We start from the raw sequence: 20,413 nt of genomic DNA, 5'->3' as shown, positions 1-20,413 counted from the left end.
TCACTCCTTAGTGATTTTTCCATAGATGATTATATCGCTATCTTTGATATAAACTTTATTTTTTATATTGATATTTTCACTTGTGATAACTTCAAAATCATGTAAATTTAAGTTTTCTTTTAAAATTTCTACAAGTTCGTGTTCTTGGTATGCTGTACAAAGACAATTTTTTTCGCCACTAAATTCATCATAGCTTAAAATAAAACTATCGTTTTTTAATCTTTCTCCAAGTCCATAACGATGATCTTTAATGCTTCTTGCTCTTAAGAAAAAATGAGCATATCCTAATTTATTTGTTTGATATAAGTTATTTTGTTTTGCATCTTGCAGTAAATTTTTAAATTCATCTTTGCTAATATAGTTAATTACATTAGGTATTAAAAACACATCTGCATTTATATTTTGATGATTTTTAGCAAAATCAAGCATGTTTTCATTAAAAAAATTTGCCTTTTGATAATGCATAATTTCTTTAAAATTATAAATAGCGTTTTCATGATTTTGCTTGCTAAGTTCTACGCCAATACACTCATAATCATAATTTGCAAATAAAGAAAGGTTATTGCCATTATGAGAGGCAAATTCTAAGACTTTTGCATTTTTTAAGGTACCGAGCTTGTTTTTAAAAAACCATCTTACAAGTTCCATATCAGGATATTTAAAACCTTTAATTTTATTTATAAACATTTATTACCTTTGTGAAACTGATATAGTATTTTAGCAAATTCCAAGTCTTCGAAAGTATCAATATCGCAAATTTTATTCCTTGGAAGTAAAAAGGCTTTAGAATGAGGTTTAAACATAAAATCTTCTTCTAGCCACGCTTCTTTTTTGCCAAAGTAAAATGCACCACCATCATGATAAGCTTTGATAAGATCTTGTGAGCGTTTGTTATAGTTTGATTCATCAAACATATAAACTTTATTTTGTTCATTAAGGTAGAAACCTCTTTGTATAGGGTATTCAAATTCACAAGCTGAAAATAAAAATTTACATTTTTCTTGACTAAATTGCTCAAAAGCTTCTTGTAAAATAAACTCATCTATAAGTGGAGCTGTTGCATATAAACAACATACATTTTCATAGATTTTATCTTGCATTTCTAGAGTAATGATGGCGTCTTGGATTACAGCGGTTGAGCTTGCATAATCATCACTTAATTCTTTTTTGCGCACAAAAGGAGCTTTTGCGCCATATTTTAAAGCTACTTTGATGATTTCTTCATCATCACTTGAGATAATCACATCATCAAAAATATTCGAATTTAAAGCATTTTCTATGCTATAAGCAATCAAGGGTTTTCCTAAAAAATCAATGATATTTTTTCTAGGAATACGTTTAGAACCACCACGCGCAGGGATAATACAAAGATTTTTCATAAACTCTCTTTAATTTTTATAAAAAATAAGTATAATTAAATTTTAATTTTAAAAGGCTTAACATGCTCATAAATCAAACCTATTTCATAGATTCTTGTGATGATGTAGAATTAAATATAAAAAGAGAAAGTAAATTAGAATTTAAATTAACTTATGATGATAGTAAAGAAATAGAGGCTATTGTTTGTATTATAAGTGGCATTGGTGGGGATATAAAAGATGATTTATATATAAGTGATTATTGTGCTAGAAATTATAATGTAGCAGTTTTAAATGTAAATTATCATTGCATAGGAAATCGTCCTCAAACTGGAGCTAAGATTTATCTTGATGATATTGATAGGCTTATATTTGACACAAGTATAAAGGCTATTGGTATAGAAATTCCTTATGATATATCAAAACTTAATTCTTTTGAAGAATTTCATCCTGCTATGGATTATCTTAATAAAGAAATTCAAAAAAATAAAAATGATTGGGAGATTGATAGGAGTTATCATTTAGATTTAAGTGCAAGTTTACAGCCTACAAAGAATGAATATCAAAATTTTGGTATCATGCAAGCAACAGATATACTAAATGCTCTTTTATATATTAGAAAAAATTTCGCTTTTAAAGTTATGGGGGGGGGTATAAAGCATATTTTAGTTGGAGCATCTCATGGAGGATATTTGGCAAATTTATGTGCAAAATTAGCTCCTTGGCTTGTTGATGTTGTGGTGGATAATTCTTCCCATGTTAGCCTTACTGATTTATGGAGGGTTATAGGTTTTGGCAAAGAAGTTGATTTTACCGAGTATTATTCAGTTGCGACTTTTAATTTCTTTCAAAATATAAGATTATGCTGTTGTGATAAAACATTTTGGACTACAAATAAACAATCACATTATTATTTTTCACTTGCTAGAAAACTAATTAGAGAAACATTAAATAAAGATCATCTAAATATACAAGCAAAATATCCAAATCCAAAATACATTGCTTATCATTCTAAATTTGATGAATGGGTGTCTTTAGAAGAAAAAGAAGAATATGTTGATACTTTAAAAAAATATGGATTTGATGTTGAATTTATAAAAGTTATGGATGAAAAACAAATAGATGGTAAGTTTATTAAAAATCTAACTCATGGTATGGGTATACCTATGAAGCTACTTATAAAAAAACATTTACCACAAATTTTACAAGAACCTTTAAAAGATAAAACTTGCAAAAAAGAAATTTCATATAAATGTGATGATTTAATATATACCTTTAAAGAGGAAAATGAGCAGATTGTTTTAAGTGTGGAAAGGGTTTAAACAAATATTTGTTTAAACACCAGCTAAAGCTAAAAGATCGCTTACTTTTTCACATTTTTTAAGATCATCGCCGCTAATTTGCTTGCTAAGTGAGTTTTTAAATAATACCATGATGGATACAAAAGCTAAGCTATCCCATTCATCAATATCATCTAAAATCATATCTTCTTTTAGTGTTTCATCCATATGCATAGCTTCGCTAATAGCTTCTAGTAATTCTTCTTTAGTCATTTTTTTCTCCTTTATAAATTGAAATTGTATCAGTTTTAAAGTTTTTATCAAAATTTATATAAGCACTCCCCCAGGCATATCCAGCACCAAAAGCACTTAAAATGGCACTAAAATCATTTTTTTGTATTTCACAAAGTAAAGCAGGTAAAGAGCAAGCACTTAAATTAGCATATTTTGACATCAAAAAATTTGGTGCTTTAGAGCTATTAATACCCAAGTCATTTATAATAGAATCAACTAAAAATTGATTGGATTGATGTAATAAAAAATAATCCACTTCATCTTTGCTTTTTTCACAAAAATCAAGCATTTCTTTTATGCTTTGGCTCTCAAGATTAAGTGCTTGGTTAAAAATTTCAGCTCCATCCATATAGAGATTGTCTAAACTCCTATACTCATTGATTTGAAATATCTCTTTATTAGAGCTTTTACTCTCATCAAGTTTAGCAAAAGCTCTATTGGGTATGATGAGTTTATCAAAACCTTCTCCATTAGAATAAAGTTTAAAAAACGATTTTTCATTTGCACAGCTTATGAGTGTTGCGCTTACTCCATCGCCAAAGATTGGAGCTAAATTTGCATTCAAAGGATTTATGGTTTTGCTTAAAGTATCACCACAAATTAATAAAATATTTTTTGCATTTTGATTTTCTAAAAAAGAAAAAGCTATAAATAAGCCATATAAATACCCCGAACACGCTTGATTTACATCAAAAGCTATGGTTTGAGGTTTTAAATTTAATCGTTTGTGGAGATAGTTTGCGCATGATGGCATAAAAAAATCAGGAGTTTGTGTAACAAAAATCACCATATCAAGCTCATTTTTATCAAAATCGAGCATTTTAAATAAATTTATACTCGCTTTATAGGCTAAATCTGTCGTGCTAATATTTTCATCGGCGATAAATCTTTCTTGTATGCCTGAAATTTTTTTCATTCTTTTTAGCATTTTGACATCATTTTGAAAAACATCTTCTAAGCAATCATCTATATTTATGCATTTATTAGGCACGCAAACGCTTATGCCTGCTATTTTGGCTTTATTAAAACTAGCTTTCAATTATAAGTCCTTCGTAATTTATTATTTCTTTTTGGATTAGAGCAAAATTTTCTTTTATATTTGCATTTAAACTATATAAAAATTCTAAAAATGGCATATTTCTTTCGCCTTTTTGAAAGTATAAAATACATTCTTTTGTATTAAAATGCAGGTGTAATAACTCTATAGCCTTATATAACATAATTTTTTCAAGCTTTCTTCCTAAGGCTCTACAACTTATGCAAAGATCTTTTGTGATTAAATTTGTTTCATCTTTATAAGCTACAAAAATTGCTATAATACCACTATCGCTTAATTTATCACTCATGCTTATAGTTAAAATAGCATGTTTTTGCATAAATTTTTCACACTCTTTAAAGCTTAATCTTGAGTAATTTGATATAAATTGATTAGTTTTATTGAGTAGTTGTGAAATTCTTTCAAGTTCATCTGCATGGTTGATATGAAATTTCAAACAAATTTGTAATTTTTCAAAATACTCTTTAGGGTTAAGTTTGCTAAGCTCTTGTCTTTGTAAATTTGCTTTAATATCAGCACTTCTTAACTCATCTTCTTTGCTAAAGCTTGTTTTTAAAAGTCTAGGATAGAGTTTTAAACTATAAGCACTATTTTCATCAGCTAGTAAGGTATTAATATGAAGGTGTGATACATTTTCAATTTCGGCTATATTATCATCAATAAACAGCACACTATCAAAAGCTATATTAAAAAAATTTACAATTTCTTTGATATTTTCGTCTTTACTTTTCCAATTAGCCTTGATCATACTAAAATCATCAAGTTGTAATAAAAAGTCTTTTCTTTGTGAAAAAAGTTTTTTTACATCTTTTTCTTCGTTTTTTGAAGCAATGGCAAGTAAAAAACCTTGATTTTTTAAATTTAAAAGCTCGCTTTGCAAGGCTTTATGATTATTAGATAAAGCAAGATTTTCAATGCCATCTTCACCTAAAATTCCTTGGTATAAGGTATTATCAAGATCTATGATGATTGCTTTTAAAGTTGGTTGTAAAAAGCTAGGTAGGATTTTTAGTCCTAGAATTTGGGCTAATTTTACACAAGCTTTATTGCTAAGTCTGCTTGCATTTATTTCAAAATTACTATCATCTATGATGAAATTTTCATCTAAAAAGGGCTTTAGTATTTCACAAATACTATATTCTTTTAAGTTTGTATTGCCAAGTAAAAGTGTGATGATAGGAGCGTTGCTAATGCTTGATAGTTCTTGTATTTTTTCTTTGATAAAATCATCTACATTTTTTTTATAATTGTTTAAATCTATAAATATGATGTTTAAATTTGCTTTTTGAAAATTATCATAACTTAAACTATCATCATAAGAGCTTATGTTAAATTCAGCCTTTAATTTACTAAAGGCTAAAAATGCATTTAGTATGCTTGAAATCACTTCAAAAGAGTGATTTCTAAAAACATTGATAGTAATTTTTTTATAATGATTTTCTTTGCTAAATTTTATGAGATCATTTCTTTTTAAATTTGGTGAAAAAAGATTCATTCTTTCACCAAAACTACTGCCATTACAATAGCATTTTTTGTTTTTAGTGCTTTTTCTAAAGAATAATTATTCGCCATAAAATATTCACATTCTTTGATTTTTAATCCTACTTTATTAAGTAATTCTTTAACTTCATCAGGATGAGAAAATAAATAAATATGATCAATTGCAGGAGCGTTGATAGGTATAGTCGCAAAGATTTCTCCATTGTCATTTAATAAGGCTTTTACATCTTTCATAAATTGTAAAGGTTGTTCAACATGTTCTAAAACCTCTCCCATTACTACCAAATCAGCTTTGTTGTTAAACTTACATTTGGTAAAATCTTTACATATAAATTCACATTTAGTATTTATTTTACCAAACTGATTTTCTACCATATCCTTGCTCATTTGACAACTTATAGGAGATATATCGATGCCAAAATATTCTTTAAATTTTTGACTTCTTAGGGCTTTAACAAAAAATTCACCATGTCCTGGTCCTATTTCAAGATAGGTATTTTCTTGATTTTGTTTTTCATCTATATACTTAGCAAAATATCTTCTAACCTCAATATGAGCATTCCATATAAAAGAAGATATGGCAAGACCCACCATGTATTGCTTCATATAGTTTTCATTAAAATACACCATATTTTCTACTTCTGCTAAGGTGCTATATCTATATTTTCCAAATTCTATAAAATATCTAGTTTCTTCTAAAGTATCATTTAATACAACTATATAGCTTTGAGCTTGTTCTTCTAAAGTAATATTTAGTGTATCTTTGTAATAAACAATAAGCTTTTCTAAATCTTCATATTCTTCTTTAGAGAGTTGTAATCCATCTAAACATTTTTTGTGTAGTGGATTTTTTTCTTCTATTAGCTTAAATAATTCTTTTGTATTTTCTAGCATAATTTCTCCTTAATAGCTTGCAAAAGTTCATTTTGTGATTTTAGCTGACTTAATTCATCTTTGCTAAATTTGATTTCAAATTCTTCTTCTAAACTCATGATTATATCAATATGGTTTAAAGAAGTCCAATTTTTACAATTTTGCATGCTTAAATTTGAATTCTCATTGACTTTTACTTCGAGTATATTTTCTAAAATTTCATAAAATTTATTTTCCATGATTAATCCTGTAATATAAAAATATTTTTATCTTCATCAAGAGCATTTTTTATCGCTTCTTTGTATTCTTTTGTATGAAATAAACATATAGTTGCACCACCAAAATTTTCGTATATAAAATTTTTTGTTTTTTTAGTAATATAGTTTATATTATCGACATTTGGTAAAGATTTTTTATCTAAATGTCTTACATAAAATTTTATTTTTTTATCATGTATTCTGTTTTGTTCATCTATTATTTTTCCGTGAAAATCTTTAAAATATCTGTAATCTACTCGGTATTCTTCTTCGATATAATGAGTTAGAGTGTGTCCTGTAGTGCTTCCAAAAAGTATATATTTTCCATTTTCTTGTGTTAAAACATCATACACACAATTTTCACCAAAACAACTTGTAGTGTCTTTTAAAAACAATTCTTCTTTAGCCCCTTTAATAGCAAAGGAAAATATAGGATCATTGGTGCGTTTTACCCCTGCTTGTTTGCGAAAATATTCATTTAAAGCACCCATTTTTGTAGGAGAATTTAATTTATCATAAACTTCATTTTTGCAAAAGCTATAAGTAAATGTAGGCATGATTAAAGTACCTTCTTTACTTATAACTTCAAAAAAACAATCTAATATAGTTTGTAAAAATTCATTTCTAGGAAGTAAGGGTGTGCCAAAATTAAAAAGTTCAGTATGTACACACAAAATATCGCCTTTTTTGATGCCAAGTTTTTTAAAAGCTTCTATCAGGTCAACATTAGAGTATTTTTTATCATTGTATTCTAAGAAATATCTCATTTTATTAATCCGTGAAATTTTAATTTTTCTATTAAATCTTTTAATTTATAAGCTTGCATATCAAGCTTTGAGGCTATATCTAAAACATCGTTTTTACCATCACAATATGCTAAAAAATTACATGATATTGGTATATCATTGGTTGAAGAAGTATTGATAGTATGATATAAGTCTCTTTTGCCTAAATTTGGTTCACAAAATATTGTATTTTGATAAATTTCATTCACTTCTAAATTCATGATGATTTCTTGCATAGCTTTTAAGCCACCTTGCAATCCTTCTTCGCTGATGAAATTTAAATCATCCTTGCTAGTATGATATTCTTTATATTCTAGATACTTACTTCTACAAATTCCAACTACGGGTAAATTTACCAAAGGAGAGCAGTATTGTCTCTCATCACTTCCTCTATCTAAAAAGCTAAATTCTTTAAAATTATTTTTATCTTTTAAAGTGTGCAAGGCTACTTTATCTGCTAGGGTATTTTCACTTGGAGTGCGAATGAGTGAATAAGCATTATCATCACCTATGCAAGAGAGCACAAAACCTGCTTTGGTATATTTTTGTAAATGCTTTAAATGTTTACTAAGATAAACTATACTCCCTATGGTTTCAGGAATAAAAACAAAACGATAATTGTATTCTCTCTCTTTTAGTTCTAAAAGCCATTTAGCTAAAAACACAGCTACCACAGGGCCACTTAGCTCGTTATTTGCCATAGATGGATGACAAAGGTAAGTGGAAATTAAAATTTCATCTTTTGTTTCTTGCGTGCTAGGTATGAGTAAATCAGCATAATTTAAAACTCCATTTTCATGGTGCTTTGCATCTATGAAAACTTTATATTTTCCTTCTTTTAGTTTAACTCTATCTTCATGTTTTATACAAAACCCCCAACGCCTTTTATAATAGCTTGTCACATAAGGTATGGCATCAGGCATTTCTTCTATAGAGTAAAGATGTTCTTGTAAGCTTGCTAGATTAAGCTCTGTGTCTATGCCTGTGCTATAGTTTAATACATGAAGATTATTTTGCTTAAAATCACAAATTTTTTCTCCATTTGGAGTGATGATATAAGCATTGTTTATCTCCCATTCAGCAGGTACTTCCCAGTCAAACACTTTACTTTCACTTGCTATAGAGTGAATTTTTAATATACCCCCCCCCATAGCTTCATCAAGTATTTTTAAGCTTTGTCTAAAGCCAGCCCCTGTAATACTTCTACATATAGGAAAAAGCTCACAAGCTAGCTCATACATACTTTTACTCACAACAAGCCTTTTTAGTTTCTTCTAAGATCTTAAATAAATTTTCTTTAATAAATTGTGCTTCTTTTAAACTCATTTCTTGATGAGCAGGTATGCTAAGTTCAGCTTTATAAAAATTATCCGCATTTTCTAAAAATAAATTTCCATATAAATTTTTATAAAAACTAAACTCATAAGTTGGCTTATAATGCACTTGTATACCTATGCCTAAATTTAATAATTTCTCAAAAATAATCTCTTTTTGGCAATAAAATTCAGGAAAAAGCAAAATAGGGTATAAATGTCTTGAGCTTTTTTTATAATCTTTGATTTTTATAGTGCTAAAATAAGGATTTTTTTCAAATTCTTTATCATAAAAACTTGTGATGATTTCTCTTTTTTCTAGCATATTATCAAGTTTTTTAAGTTGATTTATACCCAAAGCACAAGCAACATCACTTAAACGATAATTATAACCTAGTTCAATCATATCACTATCCCAAAGCCTTTTTTTGACTATGCCATGACTTCTTAAAAGCTTGATTTTTGAGATTAATTCCTCATCATTGCTAACGACTGCACCACCCTCAAAGGTTGTAATAGGTTTAACCGGATGAAAAGAAAATATGCTCAAATCTCCCATAGAGCCTACTTTTTGATCTTTATAAATAGCACCTAGAGCATGACTTGCATCATCAATTAGTGGGATGTTGTGTTGTTTGGCTAAGGCTAAAATTTCATCCATTTCTACACTATTTCCCGCAAAATCAACCACGCAAATTGCTCCTATATTAGAGCTATCTTGGCTTAATCTTAAAGCAAGTTTTTTCTCATCAATATTTCCATCACTTTTTACATCTATAAACTCAACCCTAGCACCTGCCATTAAAGCAGCATTTGCAGTTGCAGCAAAGGTAATGGGGGTTGTTAAGACAATTTTTTCTTTTACATCTAAAGATAAATACGCAAGGTGTAAAGCAGAAGTGGCTGAATTTAGCACGCAAGCATATTTTACACCCACATATTCACAAAGGGATTGTTCAAATTCTTCAACCTTTCTTCCACCGGTTAAAAAATCATCTTTTAAAGCCTCGCAAACTACTTGTATGTCTTGTTCATCGATATTTTGATGAGAATAAGTTATCATTTTTCAAGCTCTGTATGATTTATTATATTTAAAAGCTCTTCTTGGCTAATCCATGATGGATTATTATCAGAGCTATAAGAAAAGCCATTAGAAACTTTTTTGCCCTTTTGCCCTTTTGCATTTATACTAAAATCAACATTAGTGTTATTAAATTGGATACTTGGGCTGATGGCATAATAATTTTCAAATTCATAAGTTAAATGACTATCATCACTTGAAATCATAATTTCATGTAGTTTTTCACCCGCTCTTATGCCTATGATTTTATGAGCTAAATTAGGAGCCATGGTTTTAGCTAAATCAACGATTTTCATAGAAGGAATTTTTGGTACGAAAATTTCCCCTCCATGCATGTATGTAAAGTTATTCAACACGAAATTAACCCCATCTTCTAAAGATATCCAAAATCTTGTCATTCTCTCATCTGTGATAGGAAGTTCTTTAGCGCTTTCATTGATTAGCTTTTTAAAAAATGGTATAACAGAGCCTCTTGAGCCTACTACATTGCCATATCTTGTAACGCTAAATTTAGTATGAGAATTTCCTGCGATGTTATTTGCTGCTACAAAAAGCTTATCGCTTGCAAGTTTTGTAGCTCCGTATAAATTAATAGGATTGCATGCTTTATCAGTTGAAAGTGCGATGCATTTTTCTACATTATTTTCCAAACACGCATCGATTACATTTTGTGCTCCATGGATATTAGTTTTTATACATTCCATTGGATTATACTCTGCAATTGGTACATGTTTCATAGCAGCTGCATGAATGACAAAGTCAACATCCTTCATTGCTATACTTAATCTTTCTTTATCTCTTACATCACCTATAAAATAACGCATGCAATTATCATTAAATTCTCTTGCCATTTCAAATTGCTTGAGTTCATCGCGTGAATAAATGATGATTTTTTTGGGTTTGTATTTTTGAAGTAAAGTTTTAGTATAAGTTTTTCCAAAACTTCCTGTACCACCGGTGATTAAAATACTTTTTCCATTAAACATATATATTTTCCTATTACTTGACTAAGTTTTTATATCGGCTGAAAATAAAATTATTTTAAAATTCTTGGTAAAGTTATACCTGTTTGGGCTTGGTATTTGCCTTTTTTATCAGCATATGTTACATCACAAGGCTCATCTCCTTGTAAAAATAAAACTTGAGCTATACCTTCATTAGCATAAATTTTAGCAGGTAGTGGGGTTGTGTTTGAGATTTCTATAGTGATATGTCCTTCAAAACCTGGCTCAAAAGGAGTTACATTCACTATAATACCACATCTTGCATAAGTGCTTTTGCCAAGGCAAATTGCCAAAACATCATTTGGCATTTTAAAATACTCAACTGTTCTAGCAAGTGCGAAAGAATTTGCAGGTACTATACATACATCACCTACAAAATCTACTACATTTTCTTCTACAAAATTTTTAGGATCTACAACAGTGGAATTTACATTAGTAAAAATTTTAAATTCTCTTCCAACTCTTATATCATATCCATAGCTTGAAAGCCCATAACTAACTATACCTTTACCTATATTTGCTTCGCAAAATGGCTCTATCATATTGTATTCTAGTGCCATTTTTTTGATCCAATTATCTGCTTTTAAGCCCATTTTTGTCCTTTATAATTGAAGTGAATTTTTAAATTATATCTTAAAATAAAAGTAAAAAATAAATAATTGAAGTTATTTTTAGTATTTTTATATATAATTATAAATTAAGTCTTATAAATATAAATAAGGAGAATATATGACAAAAGAGGAAATCAAAGAACTAATGCAACTTTTTGCAGAAGCAAATATAAGCAAGATTAAAATAAAAGAACAAGATGGATTTGAAATAGAACTTGAAAGAGATATGTGTTGTGAATTACCAGCTCCAGCTCCTATTACTCCAGCTCCACAGCCAATTAATGTAAATGTAGTTAATGAAACCAAAGCAAGCTCAAACTCTTCTAATAAACCGACTATCAATAGTCCTATGGTAGGTACTTTTTACCAAGCTCCAAGCCCGGGCGCAGCACCTTTTGCTAAAGCAGGACAAACTATTAAAAAAGGAAGTACTATAGCAATTATTGAAGCAATGAAAATCATGAATGAAATCGAAGCTGAATATGATTGTAGGATAGTAGAAGTATTAGTTGCAGATGGTCAGCCTGTAGAATTTGGTATGCCTTTATTTGTGGTGGAGAAATTATAAAATGGAAATTAAAAAAGTTTTAATAGCAAATCGTGGAGAAATTGCATTAAGAGCTTTAAGAAGTGTAAAAGAAATGGGAAAAAAAGCAATTTGTGTGTATTCTACTGCAGATAAAGATGCTTTGTATTTAAAATATGCTGATGCGAGCATTTGCATAGGAAATGCTAGAAGTTCAGAAAGTTATTTAAATATCCCAGCTATTATTAGTGCGGCTGAAATTAGTGAAGCGGATGCGATTTTTCCAGGATATGGATTTTTAAGTGAAAATCAAAATTTTGTTGAAATTTGTGCAAAACATAATATCAAATTCATAGGCCCTTCAGTAGCTGCTATGGCATTAATGAGTGATAAAAGTAAAGCAAAACAAGTAATGCAAAGAGCAGGTGTGCCTGTAATCCCAGGAAGCGATGGGGCTTTAGGCGGGGTTGAAGCAGCAAAAAAACTTGCTAAAGAAATAGGCTATCCTGTGATTTTAAAAGCAGCAGCAGGCGGCGGCGGCCGTGGTATGCGTGTAGTTGAAGATGAAAAAGATTTAGAAAAAGCTTATTGGTCAGCAGAAAGTGAAGCGATGAGTGCTTTTGGTGATGGCACTATGTATATGGAAAAATATATCCAAAATCCACGCCATATAGAAGTGCAAATCATAGGAGATAGCTTTGGTAATGTGATACATTTGGGTGAGAGAGATTGCTCAATGCAAAGACGCCATCAAAAGCTTATAGAAGAATCTCCTGCAATTTTACTAGATGAAAAAACAAGAGCAAGACTTCATGAAACAGCAGTTAAAGCTGCGAAAGCTATTGATTATGAAGGTGCGGGAACTTTTGAGTTTTTAGTGGATAAAAATTTAGATTTTTATTTTATTGAAATGAATACGCGTTTGCAGGTTGAGCATTGTGTGAGTGAGATGGTAAGTGGGGTAGATATTATCGAACTTATGATTAAAGTAGCAGAAGGGTATCCTTTACCAAAACAAGAAGAAATTAAACTTAAAGGCCATTCTATAGAATGTAGAATCACTGCCGAAGATTCTAAAACTTTCTTACCTTGCCCAGGTAAAATCACAAAATACGTAGCTCCAGCAGGACGCAATGTAAGAATGGAAAGCCATTGTTATCAAGATTACAGTGTACCTCCTTATTATGATTCTATGATTGGAAAATTAGTCGTTTGGGGAGAAGATAGAAACACAGCTATAGCTAAAATGAAAATAGCCTTGCAAGAGCTTATTGTAGGTGGAATAAAAACAACCAAAGATTTTCATTTAGCGATGATGGATAATGCAGATTTTATCAATAATAATTATGATACAAATTATCTTTCAAGACATTAATTTAAGATAGGTTTTTAACCTATCTTAATTCTTCTATATGGGCATTTGCTCTTATTTTATCAAGATGATTTTTTAAGGCTTGTTCTTTTTGAGCTAGAGTATAGACATTGCTAACTTGATCTTTGATTAAATCAAATTCGATAGGGTTTTTGCCATATTTTTCTTTTACAAAATACACTATATAAGCATTTTCACCATTTAATACCGGAGTAAATTCTCCTATTTTTGTATTATTTAACAAAGCAAGTAGTCTTGGATCTATATTAGCTGCATTTAAGCTAATGGCTTTTGATTTAATTTGAGAATTTTTATACATAGGGTTTTGTGCAAGTTGTTGTAAAAGTTCAGGATTAGTAGAATTATAAACAACTAAGTCTATATTTGAAAAAGTGCTAAATTTATCAAGATTACTTTCATAAAAATGTTTTAGTGTTTCCTCATCGATATTGATTTTTGCATTTTGCATTATACTTCTATAAAGTTTATCTCTTTCAAGATCTTTTTTAATCTTGTTTTTAAAAACTTCAAAATTTAAACCATCTTTTTCTATTTTTGATTGCAAACCATTGATATCAGTTTTATTGCCTTTTGCTATTTGGGCTAATTTTTCATTAAGTTCAAAAGTACTTACATAAATTCCTAGTTTTTTAGCTTCACTTTGTTGAATTTTATCATCTACTAAAAATGCTATAGCTTTTTGTCTATCATTGGTTTTTAATTCTTTCATGGTTTGTTCTATATCATAAAGAGTAATAGGTTGATTTTCTACTACCATTGCTACTCCACCAAGGGTTTGAGCATATAAAATATTTGCAGCAAAACAACAAGATATTAAAAATTTTCTCATATAAAACCTTTATTTAAGTGTAAATATAGCATTATAACAATAAAAATTTAAAAAAGGTAAAAATATGCAAGAAATCACAACGCGTTTTGCTCCTTCTCCAACAGGATATTTACACATAGGAGGGCTTAGAACGGCTTTATATAATTATCTTTATGCAAGAAAAAATAAGGGTAAATTTTTATTGCGTATTGAAGATACGGATTTAAAAAGAAATTCACAAGAAGCCACACAAGCTATTATAGAAGCATTTAAATGGTGCGGGCTTGATCATGATGGGACAATTGAGTATCAATCCCAAAGATTTGATATTTATAAAAAATACATTCAAAAATTATTAGATGAGGGTAAGGCTTATTATTGTTATATGAGCAAAGAAGAGCTTGATGAGTTAAGAGCTAAGCAAGAAGCAGCTAAAGAGCGCCCAAAATATGATGGTAGATATAGAGATTTCAAAGGAACTCCCCCAAGTGGTATTGAGCCTGTAGTGCGTATAAAAGCACCACAAAGTGGAGAGATTAAATTTATAGATGGTATTAAAGGCGAGATTAGTTTTAAGGCTGAAGATATTTTAGATGATTTTGTAATTGCAAGAAGCGATGGTAGCCCAATTTATAATCTAACTGTTGTAATTGATGATGCACTAATGAGCGTGAGTGATGTTATAAGAGGAGATGATCATTTATCAAATACTCCAAAACAAATCGTTCTTTATGAGGCACTAGGCTTTAAAATACCTAAATTTTATCATGTGGCTATGATACATGGTGAAGATGGTAAAAAACTTTCTAAGCGTCATGGGGCAACTGATGTGATGGAGTATAAAAATATGGGAATTTTACCTCAAGCCCTGCTAAATTTCTTAGTGCGTCTTGGTTGGAGTCATGGCGATGACGAAATTTTTTCTTTAGAAAGCATGCAAGAGCTTTTTGATCCAAATCATATTAATAAAAGTGCTTCTTGTTATAATTTTAAAAAGCTAGAATGGCTTAATGCTCATTATATTAAAACTTTACCTTTTGAAGAAATCAATAGACAATTAAAAGATTTAGGTTTTGATTTAAGTCAGTATGAAAAAGCAGGCTTTTTGCTAGATATGTTAAGAGAGAGAGCTAAAACTTTGCATGATATTATTAGCGGGGCTAAAGTGTTACTAAATGACCCAAAAGAATACGATCAAAAGGCTGTAGATAAATTTCTTAATGTAACAAATTTAACTTATTTGGAAAAATACGCTATGGTTTTAAACGAGCAAAAAAATGCTTGCGAATTTGAAGAATTAACTAATCAATTCTTAGAAGAAAATAATCTTAAGTTACAAGATCTAGCCCAAGCTATACGTATTGCACTCACTGGAAGCTCGGTAAGTCCTAGTATATTTGAAGTATTAGAATTTTTAGGAGTGCAAAAAGCTAAGCTTAGAATAGAAAATTTACTAACTTACATGAAGGAGAAATAATGAATTTAAAAGAAGAGGCTTTAGAGTACCACTTAGGTGGTAAAGTAGATATTATTGCTAGAAAGCCTATGGATAGTGCGCATGATTTGTCTTTAGCTTATTCTCCAGGGGTTGCTGAACCTTGTGTTGAGATAGCAAAAGATGAAACTTTAGCTTATAAATACACTAATAAAGCTAATTTAGTTGCCATAGTAAGTGATGGTAGTGCGGTTTTGGGACTTGGCAATATAGGAGCAAGCGCAAGTAAGCCTGTGATGGAAGGAAAGGCTTGTTTGTTTAAAAAATTTGCTAATGTTAATGCCTATGATTTAGAAATTAATGCTCATAGTGTAGATGAGATTGTTACCTTTTGTAAAGCTATAGCACCTACTTTTGGGGGGATTAATTTAGAAGATATTTCAGCACCAAAATGCTTTGAAATAGAAGCTGCTTTGCAAGATCTTGGAATTCCTGTAATGCATGATGATCAACACGGAACTGCAATCATTTCTACAGCAGGATTAATGAATGCTATGGAAATTAGTGGTAAAAAATTTGAAGATATTAAAGTAGTAGTAAGTGGTGCGGGTGCAGCGGGTATTGCAAGTGCTAGAATGTATAGAAATTTAGGGGTTAAAAATATCGTTTTAGTAGATAGTAAAGGTGTGATTAATACCCAAAGAGATGATTTAAATCAATACAAACTAGAATTTGTAAGTGATACTAAAGATAGCACTTTAAGAGAGGCTTTAAAGGGTGCTGATGTGTTTTTGGGTTTAAGTGCGCCTAAGATTTTAGATGATGAGATGATTTTAAGCATGGCTAAAGATCCTGTGATTTTTGCGCTAGCTAATCCTGTGCCTGAAGTAATGCCTGAAGATGTTAAAAGGGTTAGAAACGATGCTATAGTTGGAACAGGTAGAAGTGATTACCCAAATCAAATTAATAATGTTTTAGGTTTTCCTTTTATTTTTAGAGGGGCCTTAGATGTAAAAGCGACTAAAATTACTGAAAATATGAAAGTAGCCGCCGCTAAAGCTTTGGCTGATTTAGCTAAGCTTGAGGTAACTGATGAGGTAAAACAAGCTTATGGAGTAGAAGAGCTTAGCTTTGGTAGAGATTATGTGATACCAAAACCATTTGATAGCAGGGTAAAAGCTGTAGTTAGTGCTGCTGTGGCAAAAGCTGCAGTTGAAGATGGAGTGGCTTTGGTAAAAGAATTTGACTATCAAAAATATCTAGCAAGCTTACAATAGTTTTTATAGATTAAGTTTTATTTAAAATATTTTTTTGAATAAAACTTAATTTTTATTTTCAATCTTCAATTTAACTTTTCTATTATTTTACTTTTTTACTTAATAATCTAAGATTACAAAATAATTTTTTACAATAAATGTTAAATTTTGATATAAATTTTAGTATTGATTATATTTTTAATTAAATTAATTTATATTTAAGATATTTTTTTATAGGATACTAATACTTAATCATAGAAAGGCTAAGATGGTTTTTGGAAAGATAGATTATCTTAATTTACTCCCTTTGCATATCTATCTTAAAAAAACAGCTTTTCCTAGTTATGTTAAGCAAACTACAGAATACAAAAAAGGGGTTCCTAGTAAGCTAAATCGCCATTTGTATTTTAGACGTATTGACGCAGCGATTATTTCAAGTATTGAAAGTCGTAGAAAAAAATACAAAACCTTAAATGTGGGAATTTGCGCAAGCAAAAAGGTAAAAAGCGTTTTAGTAAAAAAATATTCTCAAAGCAAAGAAGATGCAAGTTCTGCAACTTCTAATGCTCTTGCAAAAGTTTTAAAGCAAAAAGGGGAGGTTATCATCGGTGATAAGGCTTTAAAACTTTATTTGCAAAATCCAAAAGATTATATTGATTTGTGTGAATTATGGTATGAAAAGACAAAACTACCTTTTGTTTTTGCACGCTTTTCTTGTGTTAAAAATTTTTCTATTTATAAAAAAATGATGAAAAATTTCACAAAAAGTAAAATTTTCATTCCACAATATATTTTGCTAGATTACTCTAAATCAAGAAATCTTTCTCAAAAGGAAATTAGCGCATACTTAAAGCTAATTTATTACAAAATAGGAACAAAGGAGCAAATGGCGCTAAAAAAATTTTTAGCTAAAACAAACAGCAAGATACTATAAAAAGGACAATTTATGAGTATGGCTAAACAATATATCAACGAAACTTTAGAAAAAATTCAAACAATTTCCCCAAGACAACCTATCTTTTTTCAAGCAGCAACTGAGGTATTAAATTCTTTAGAACCTTTACTTGAATCTAACAAAACTTATCAAGATCATGCAATATTAGAGCGTATTGTAATGCCTGAAAAAACAACTATATTTAGAGTTGTATATATCAATGATGTAGGTAAAGCTCAAACACATTTTGGCTATAGAGTGCAGTTTAATTCTAGTTTAGGTCCTTATAAAGGTGGACTTAGATTTCATCCTAGTGTGAATTTGGATGTTTTGAAATTTTTAGGTTTTGAGCAAATTTTCAAAAATTCTTTAACAGGTTTAATGATAGGCGGTGCTAAAGGTGGGGCAAATTTTGATCCTAAAGGTAAAAGTGAAGCAGAAATTATGCGTTTTTGTCAAGCTTTTATGGCTGAACTTTCAAAAATCATAGGTGCAAGCACTGATGTGCCAGCGGGTGATATAGGGGTTGGTGCTAGGGAAATTGGATATATGTTTGGAGCTTATAAGAAAATTAGCTCTAATTTTGATGGAACCTTAACAGGAAAGAAAATTCCATGGGGTGGAAGCTTAGCAAGAACAGAAGCAACAGGATATGGCTGTGTGTATTTTACCCAAGAAATGCTAGCAAAATATAACAATGCATTAGAAGGAAAAGAGTGCGCAGTCTCAGGTAGTGGAAATGTGGCAATTTATACCATAGAAAAATTACACCAACTTGGCGCAAAAGCAATCACAATAAGCGATAGCGATGGATTTGTTTATGATAAAGATGGAATAGATTTAGATTTATTAAAAGAAATTAAAGAAGTAAAAAGAGCTAGGGTGAGTGATTATGCAGCGCTTAAAAAAGGTGCTGTTTTTGCTCCAAAAAGTGCATATAAACAAGGTTGTAATGGAGTGTGGAGTATACCTTGTGATATAGCTTTTCCAAGTGCTACGCAAAATGAATTAAATTTAGAAGATATTAAAACCTTATATCACAATGGTTGTCGCATGGTAGCAGAGGGGGCTAATATGCCAAGTACACTTGAAGCGATTGATTTTATGTTAAATCAAAAAGACTTTTTATTTGCCCCAGCTAAGGCTGCAAATGCAGGCGGGGTAGCGACTTCTCAACTTGAAATGCAACAAAACGCAAGTATGTGTCAATGGAGTTTTGAGGAAGTTGATGCAAAATTGCATAAGATTATGAAAAATATTTTTGAAAATTCATATGAGTGTGCAAAGGCTTATAGTCATGAAGGAAATTTAGTAGTAGGTTCAAATATAGCAGGCTTTAAAAAAGTAGCTGATGCGATGATTGATCATGGTTATATTTAAAAAGATGGCTTAAATGCCATCTTTAATGCATATAAAAAAAGCTTGTTATTTGATTAGCAATTTTTTCTTCTAAGGACTCTTTGGCTCTATCTATATTGCTAAGATAAGCAGTTCTTGCTAAAAGCGAGGTGCTTTGAGTAGAGTTTTTGGAGCTAATTTGTAAATTAACTTGCAAAAGATAGTAATTTTCTACTTCCATTTCAAAAACATTATCTATTTTATCAAAGTCATTATAAAAAAATCTCGCATTAGAAGCAATTAGCCTTTGTGCATAAGAAAATTTTTTAAAATCTACTATATTGATATAAATTTTATAATCACTTTGAGTATTATCTAAAACTAATCCTAAATTTTGTAATTTTTGAGTGATTTTGGCTTCTAAATTTGTGTTTAGTTTTGAAGGATTATTGATGTATAAAGAAAAGCTTTGATTTTTATTAGCATATAGGAAAATACCCTCGTTGTTTGTTTGGATAAAAGTTTGCATAGGGCCTGTGCAAGCACTTAAAAATAGTGCAAACACAAGCAAGAAAAGATTATTTTTGAGCATCGATTATGGTTGGTACGGCACGAAGACCAAGTTTAGAGTATTTTGCAAAAATTTCTCTTACTGCTTTAACTTCAGCTTCACTAGGTTTTTTATAATCTTTTAAATTTTTATCATAGTATTTTTTCATGATAGCAATTTTTTGTGCATCATCTTTAGCATTTTTACTTTCTTTATAGATTAATGCAGATTTTTCAAAAGCACTAGTATCATGGATTGGAGTTAAGATAAATTTAACCTGATGAGTTTTTAGTGTTTCTTCTATCTTATCTAAATGCATTCTACAATATGGACATTCAGGATCGCTAAAAACATAAAGTAAAGGTTTGTTTTTATCGCCTAAAGAAATAAACATTTTTTCTTTTTTAAGTTCCACTAGAGCTTTTTTTGAAAATTCAGCTTGCTGTTTTTCCATAAGTTTTGCTTGATAAACTTGAGAATAAAACTCACTTTTTTTTACATCAATTACTTCGGTTGTGATGATATTATCTTGAGTGAAAACGATTTCTTGGAAATTTTTACCACTAATTTCAAAATTAACTATCACAGCTTCAAAGTTAGTATCAGGAATTTTTTCTCTACTAGAAACACTAATGTTTGCATTTGATAAATTTGGATTTTTTTTAAAAAAATTAATAATTTCTTCATTACTTGCAGCAAATAAAGAGCTAGCAAGAGTTAAAAGAGCTAAAGATTTTTTCATTTTTTTCCTTTATTTTAA

22 protein-coding genes are annotated in these 20,413 nt (G+C 29.8%); 7 read left to right on the top strand and 15 right to left on the bottom strand.

All coding sequences use genetic code 11. The features are described from left to right. Together CAMP18498_RS05810 and pseF are read right to left on the bottom strand one after the other, a co-directional pair. A complete protein-coding gene (locus CAMP18498_RS05810; protein ID WP_337197978.1) occupies positions 1-687 on the bottom strand; it encodes a class I SAM-dependent methyltransferase in 687 nt (228 codons plus the stop codon). Next, positions 678-1,379 (bottom strand): pseudaminic acid cytidylyltransferase, encoded by a 702-nt coding sequence (gene pseF / locus CAMP18498_RS05805; RefSeq protein ID WP_337197977.1) that lies wholly within the window; start codon positions 1,377-1,379, stop codon positions 678-680. Before pseF ends, CAMP18498_RS05810 begins: the two co-directional genes overlap by 10 nt. Positions 1,380-1,441: 62 nt before the next feature. Here pseF and CAMP18498_RS05800 point away from each other — a divergent pair, with 62 nt between their 5' ends. Next, the gene (locus CAMP18498_RS05800; protein WP_337197976.1) at positions 1,442-2,680 is read left to right on the top strand and encodes a DUF2920 family protein; all 1,239 of its coding nucleotides are present in this window, start codon (positions 1,442-1,444) and stop codon (positions 2,678-2,680) included. A 12-nt stretch (positions 2,681-2,692) separates the two neighbouring features. Here the strand turns inward: CAMP18498_RS05800 and CAMP18498_RS05795 are convergent, their stop codons facing one another. From CAMP18498_RS05795 to dcd, 10 genes are read right to left on the bottom strand one after another with little or no spacing between them, the layout of a single operon-like run. Then, a complete protein-coding gene (locus CAMP18498_RS05795) occupies positions 2,693-2,911 on the bottom strand; it encodes an acyl carrier protein (RefSeq protein ID WP_214098700.1) in 219 nt (72 codons plus the stop codon). Beyond that, the gene (locus tag CAMP18498_RS05790) at positions 2,904-3,971 is read right to left on the bottom strand and encodes a beta-ketoacyl-ACP synthase III (protein WP_337197975.1); all 1,068 of its coding nucleotides are present in this window, start codon (positions 3,969-3,971) and stop codon (positions 2,904-2,906) included. The genes CAMP18498_RS05795 and CAMP18498_RS05790 overlap by 8 nt, the downstream gene beginning before the upstream one ends. After that, complete coding sequence (locus CAMP18498_RS05785) at positions 3,961-5,484, bottom strand: HAD-IIIC family phosphatase (RefSeq protein WP_337197974.1); 1,524 nt, start codon at positions 5,482-5,484, stop codon at positions 3,961-3,963. The genes CAMP18498_RS05790 and CAMP18498_RS05785 overlap by 11 nt, the downstream gene beginning before the upstream one ends. After that, on the bottom strand, positions 5,481-6,383 hold the full coding sequence (locus CAMP18498_RS05780; protein WP_337197973.1) for a class I SAM-dependent methyltransferase: 903 nt from the start codon (positions 6,381-6,383) through the stop codon (positions 5,481-5,483). The genes CAMP18498_RS05785 and CAMP18498_RS05780 overlap by 4 nt, the downstream gene beginning before the upstream one ends. Further along, a complete protein-coding gene (locus CAMP18498_RS05775; RefSeq protein ID WP_039664483.1) occupies positions 6,377-6,601 on the bottom strand; it encodes an acyl carrier protein in 225 nt (74 codons plus the stop codon). Before CAMP18498_RS05775 ends, CAMP18498_RS05780 begins: the two co-directional genes overlap by 7 nt. A gap of 2 nt (positions 6,602-6,603) precedes the next feature. Beyond that, on the bottom strand, positions 6,604-7,386 hold the full coding sequence (locus CAMP18498_RS05770) for an AAC(3) family N-acetyltransferase (RefSeq protein WP_337197972.1): 783 nt from the start codon (positions 7,384-7,386) through the stop codon (positions 6,604-6,606). Further along, positions 7,383-8,645: a DUF4910 domain-containing protein gene (locus CAMP18498_RS05765; RefSeq protein ID WP_337197986.1), complete on the bottom strand. Its 1,263-nt coding sequence runs from the start codon at positions 8,643-8,645 to the stop codon at positions 7,383-7,385. Before CAMP18498_RS05765 ends, CAMP18498_RS05770 begins: the two co-directional genes overlap by 4 nt. 4 nt (positions 8,646-8,649) lie before the next feature. After that, positions 8,650-9,780: a UDP-4-amino-4,6-dideoxy-N-acetyl-beta-L-altrosamine transaminase gene (gene pseC / locus CAMP18498_RS05760; protein ID WP_337197971.1), complete on the bottom strand. Its 1,131-nt coding sequence runs from the start codon at positions 9,778-9,780 to the stop codon at positions 8,650-8,652. Then, positions 9,777-10,784 (bottom strand): UDP-N-acetylglucosamine 4,6-dehydratase (inverting), encoded by a 1,008-nt coding sequence (pseB, locus tag CAMP18498_RS05755; protein ID WP_337197970.1) that lies wholly within the window; start codon positions 10,782-10,784, stop codon positions 9,777-9,779. Before pseB ends, pseC begins: the two co-directional genes overlap by 4 nt. A 50-nt stretch (positions 10,785-10,834) precedes the next feature. After that, complete coding sequence (gene dcd / locus CAMP18498_RS05750) at positions 10,835-11,395, bottom strand: dCTP deaminase (RefSeq protein WP_039668780.1); 561 nt, start codon at positions 11,393-11,395, stop codon at positions 10,835-10,837. A gap of 136 nt (positions 11,396-11,531) precedes the next feature. Here dcd and accB point away from each other — a divergent pair, with 136 nt between their 5' ends. Together accB and CAMP18498_RS05740 are read left to right on the top strand one after the other, a co-directional pair. Then, complete coding sequence (accB, locus tag CAMP18498_RS05745) at positions 11,532-11,981, top strand: acetyl-CoA carboxylase biotin carboxyl carrier protein (protein ID WP_337197969.1); 450 nt, start codon at positions 11,532-11,534, stop codon at positions 11,979-11,981. A 1-nt stretch (position 11,982) separates the two neighbouring features. Next, the gene (locus tag CAMP18498_RS05740) at positions 11,983-13,314 is read left to right on the top strand and encodes an acetyl-CoA carboxylase biotin carboxylase subunit (protein WP_337197968.1); all 1,332 of its coding nucleotides are present in this window, start codon (positions 11,983-11,985) and stop codon (positions 13,312-13,314) included. 19 nt (positions 13,315-13,333) lie between these two features. On the opposite strand, the gene CAMP18498_RS05735 is transcribed toward CAMP18498_RS05740, so the two are convergent. Then, positions 13,334-14,161, bottom strand: a complete 828-nt coding sequence (locus tag CAMP18498_RS05735) for a peptidylprolyl isomerase (RefSeq protein ID WP_337197967.1) — start codon at positions 14,159-14,161, stop codon at positions 13,334-13,336. 64 nt (positions 14,162-14,225) lie between these two features. On the opposite strand from CAMP18498_RS05735, the gene gltX reads away from it, so the two are divergent. The 4 genes from gltX (at position 14,226) to gdhA (ending at position 19,145) form a co-directional block, all read left to right on the top strand. Next, complete coding sequence (gene gltX, locus CAMP18498_RS05730; protein WP_337197966.1) at positions 14,226-15,617, top strand: glutamate--tRNA ligase; 1,392 nt, start codon at positions 14,226-14,228, stop codon at positions 15,615-15,617. Continuing rightward, a complete protein-coding gene (locus CAMP18498_RS05725; protein ID WP_337197965.1) occupies positions 15,617-16,852 on the top strand; it encodes a malic enzyme-like NAD(P)-binding protein in 1,236 nt (411 codons plus the stop codon). The genes gltX and CAMP18498_RS05725 overlap by 1 nt, the downstream gene beginning before the upstream one ends. Positions 16,853-17,099: 247 nt before the next feature. After that, positions 17,100-17,765, top strand: coding sequence for an MqnA/MqnD/SBP family protein (locus CAMP18498_RS05720; protein ID WP_337197964.1), 666 nt, complete (start codon positions 17,100-17,102; stop codon positions 17,763-17,765). Positions 17,766-17,777: 12 nt separating this feature from the next. Further along, positions 17,778-19,145, top strand: a complete 1,368-nt coding sequence (gene gdhA / locus CAMP18498_RS05715) for an NADP-specific glutamate dehydrogenase (protein WP_337197963.1) — start codon at positions 17,778-17,780, stop codon at positions 19,143-19,145. A gap of 22 nt (positions 19,146-19,167) precedes the next feature. On the opposite strand, the gene CAMP18498_RS05710 is transcribed toward gdhA, so the two are convergent. After that, positions 19,168-19,695, bottom strand: coding sequence for a hypothetical protein (locus tag CAMP18498_RS05710; RefSeq protein WP_337197962.1), 528 nt, complete (start codon positions 19,693-19,695; stop codon positions 19,168-19,170). Beyond that, positions 19,682-20,395: a thioredoxin fold domain-containing protein gene (locus tag CAMP18498_RS05705; RefSeq protein WP_337197961.1), complete on the bottom strand. Its 714-nt coding sequence runs from the start codon at positions 20,393-20,395 to the stop codon at positions 19,682-19,684. The genes CAMP18498_RS05710 and CAMP18498_RS05705 overlap by 14 nt, the downstream gene beginning before the upstream one ends. Positions 20,396-20,413 lie beyond the last annotated feature (18 nt).

Source organism: Campylobacter sp. W0066.2 (assembly GCF_024723515.1).
GTDB lineage: Bacteria > Campylobacterota > Campylobacteria > Campylobacterales > Campylobacteraceae > Campylobacter_D.
Note: the sequence above shows the minus strand (reverse complement) of the source record. Positions and strands in the feature narration are given on the sequence as shown.

What these genes read in the sequence shown, in the direction of transcription:
- CAMP18498_RS05810 (WP_337197978.1), bottom strand. Translation starts at nt 687, where the DNA reads ATGTTTATAAATAAAATTAAAGGTTTTAAATATCCTGATATGGAACTT.
- pseF (WP_337197977.1), bottom strand. Translation starts at nt 1,379, where the DNA reads ATGAAAAATCTTTGTATTATCCCTGCGCGTGGTGGTTCTAAACGTATT.
- CAMP18498_RS05800 (WP_337197976.1), top strand. Translation starts at nt 1,442, where the DNA reads ATGCTCATAAATCAAACCTATTTCATAGATTCTTGTGATGATGTAGAA.
- CAMP18498_RS05795 (WP_214098700.1), bottom strand. Translation starts at nt 2,911, where the DNA reads ATGACTAAAGAAGAATTACTAGAAGCTATTAGCGAAGCTATGCATATG.
- CAMP18498_RS05785 (WP_337197974.1), bottom strand. Translation starts at nt 5,484, where the DNA reads ATGAATCTTTTTTCACCAAATTTAAAAAGAAATGATCTCATAAAATTT.
- CAMP18498_RS05780 (WP_337197973.1), bottom strand. Translation starts at nt 6,383, where the DNA reads ATGCTAGAAAATACAAAAGAATTATTTAAGCTAATAGAAGAAAAAAAT.
- CAMP18498_RS05775 (WP_039664483.1), bottom strand. Translation starts at nt 6,601, where the DNA reads ATGGAAAATAAATTTTATGAAATTTTAGAAAATATACTCGAAGTAAAA.
- CAMP18498_RS05770 (WP_337197972.1), bottom strand. Translation starts at nt 7,386, where the DNA reads ATGAGATATTTCTTAGAATACAATGATAAAAAATACTCTAATGTTGAC.
- CAMP18498_RS05765 (WP_337197986.1), bottom strand. Translation starts at nt 8,645, where the DNA reads ATGTATGAGCTAGCTTGTGAGCTTTTTCCTATATGTAGAAGTATTACA.
- pseC (WP_337197971.1), bottom strand. Translation starts at nt 9,780, where the DNA reads ATGATAACTTATTCTCATCAAAATATCGATGAACAAGACATACAAGTA.
- pseB (WP_337197970.1), bottom strand. Translation starts at nt 10,784, where the DNA reads ATGTTTAATGGAAAAAGTATTTTAATCACCGGTGGTACAGGAAGTTTT.
- dcd (WP_039668780.1), bottom strand. Translation starts at nt 11,395, where the DNA reads ATGGGCTTAAAAGCAGATAATTGGATCAAAAAAATGGCACTAGAATAC.
- accB (WP_337197969.1), top strand. Translation starts at nt 11,532, where the DNA reads ATGACAAAAGAGGAAATCAAAGAACTAATGCAACTTTTTGCAGAAGCA.
- CAMP18498_RS05740 (WP_337197968.1), top strand. Translation starts at nt 11,983, where the DNA reads ATGGAAATTAAAAAAGTTTTAATAGCAAATCGTGGAGAAATTGCATTA.
- CAMP18498_RS05735 (WP_337197967.1), bottom strand. Translation starts at nt 14,161, where the DNA reads ATGAGAAAATTTTTAATATCTTGTTGTTTTGCTGCAAATATTTTATAT.
- gltX (WP_337197966.1), top strand. Translation starts at nt 14,226, where the DNA reads ATGCAAGAAATCACAACGCGTTTTGCTCCTTCTCCAACAGGATATTTA.
- CAMP18498_RS05725 (WP_337197965.1), top strand. Translation starts at nt 15,617, where the DNA reads ATGAATTTAAAAGAAGAGGCTTTAGAGTACCACTTAGGTGGTAAAGTA.
- CAMP18498_RS05720 (WP_337197964.1), top strand. Translation starts at nt 17,100, where the DNA reads ATGGTTTTTGGAAAGATAGATTATCTTAATTTACTCCCTTTGCATATC.
- gdhA (WP_337197963.1), top strand. Translation starts at nt 17,778, where the DNA reads ATGAGTATGGCTAAACAATATATCAACGAAACTTTAGAAAAAATTCAA.
- CAMP18498_RS05710 (WP_337197962.1), bottom strand. Translation starts at nt 19,695, where the DNA reads ATGCTCAAAAATAATCTTTTCTTGCTTGTGTTTGCACTATTTTTAAGT.
- CAMP18498_RS05705 (WP_337197961.1), bottom strand. Translation starts at nt 20,395, where the DNA reads ATGAAAAAATCTTTAGCTCTTTTAACTCTTGCTAGCTCTTTATTTGCT.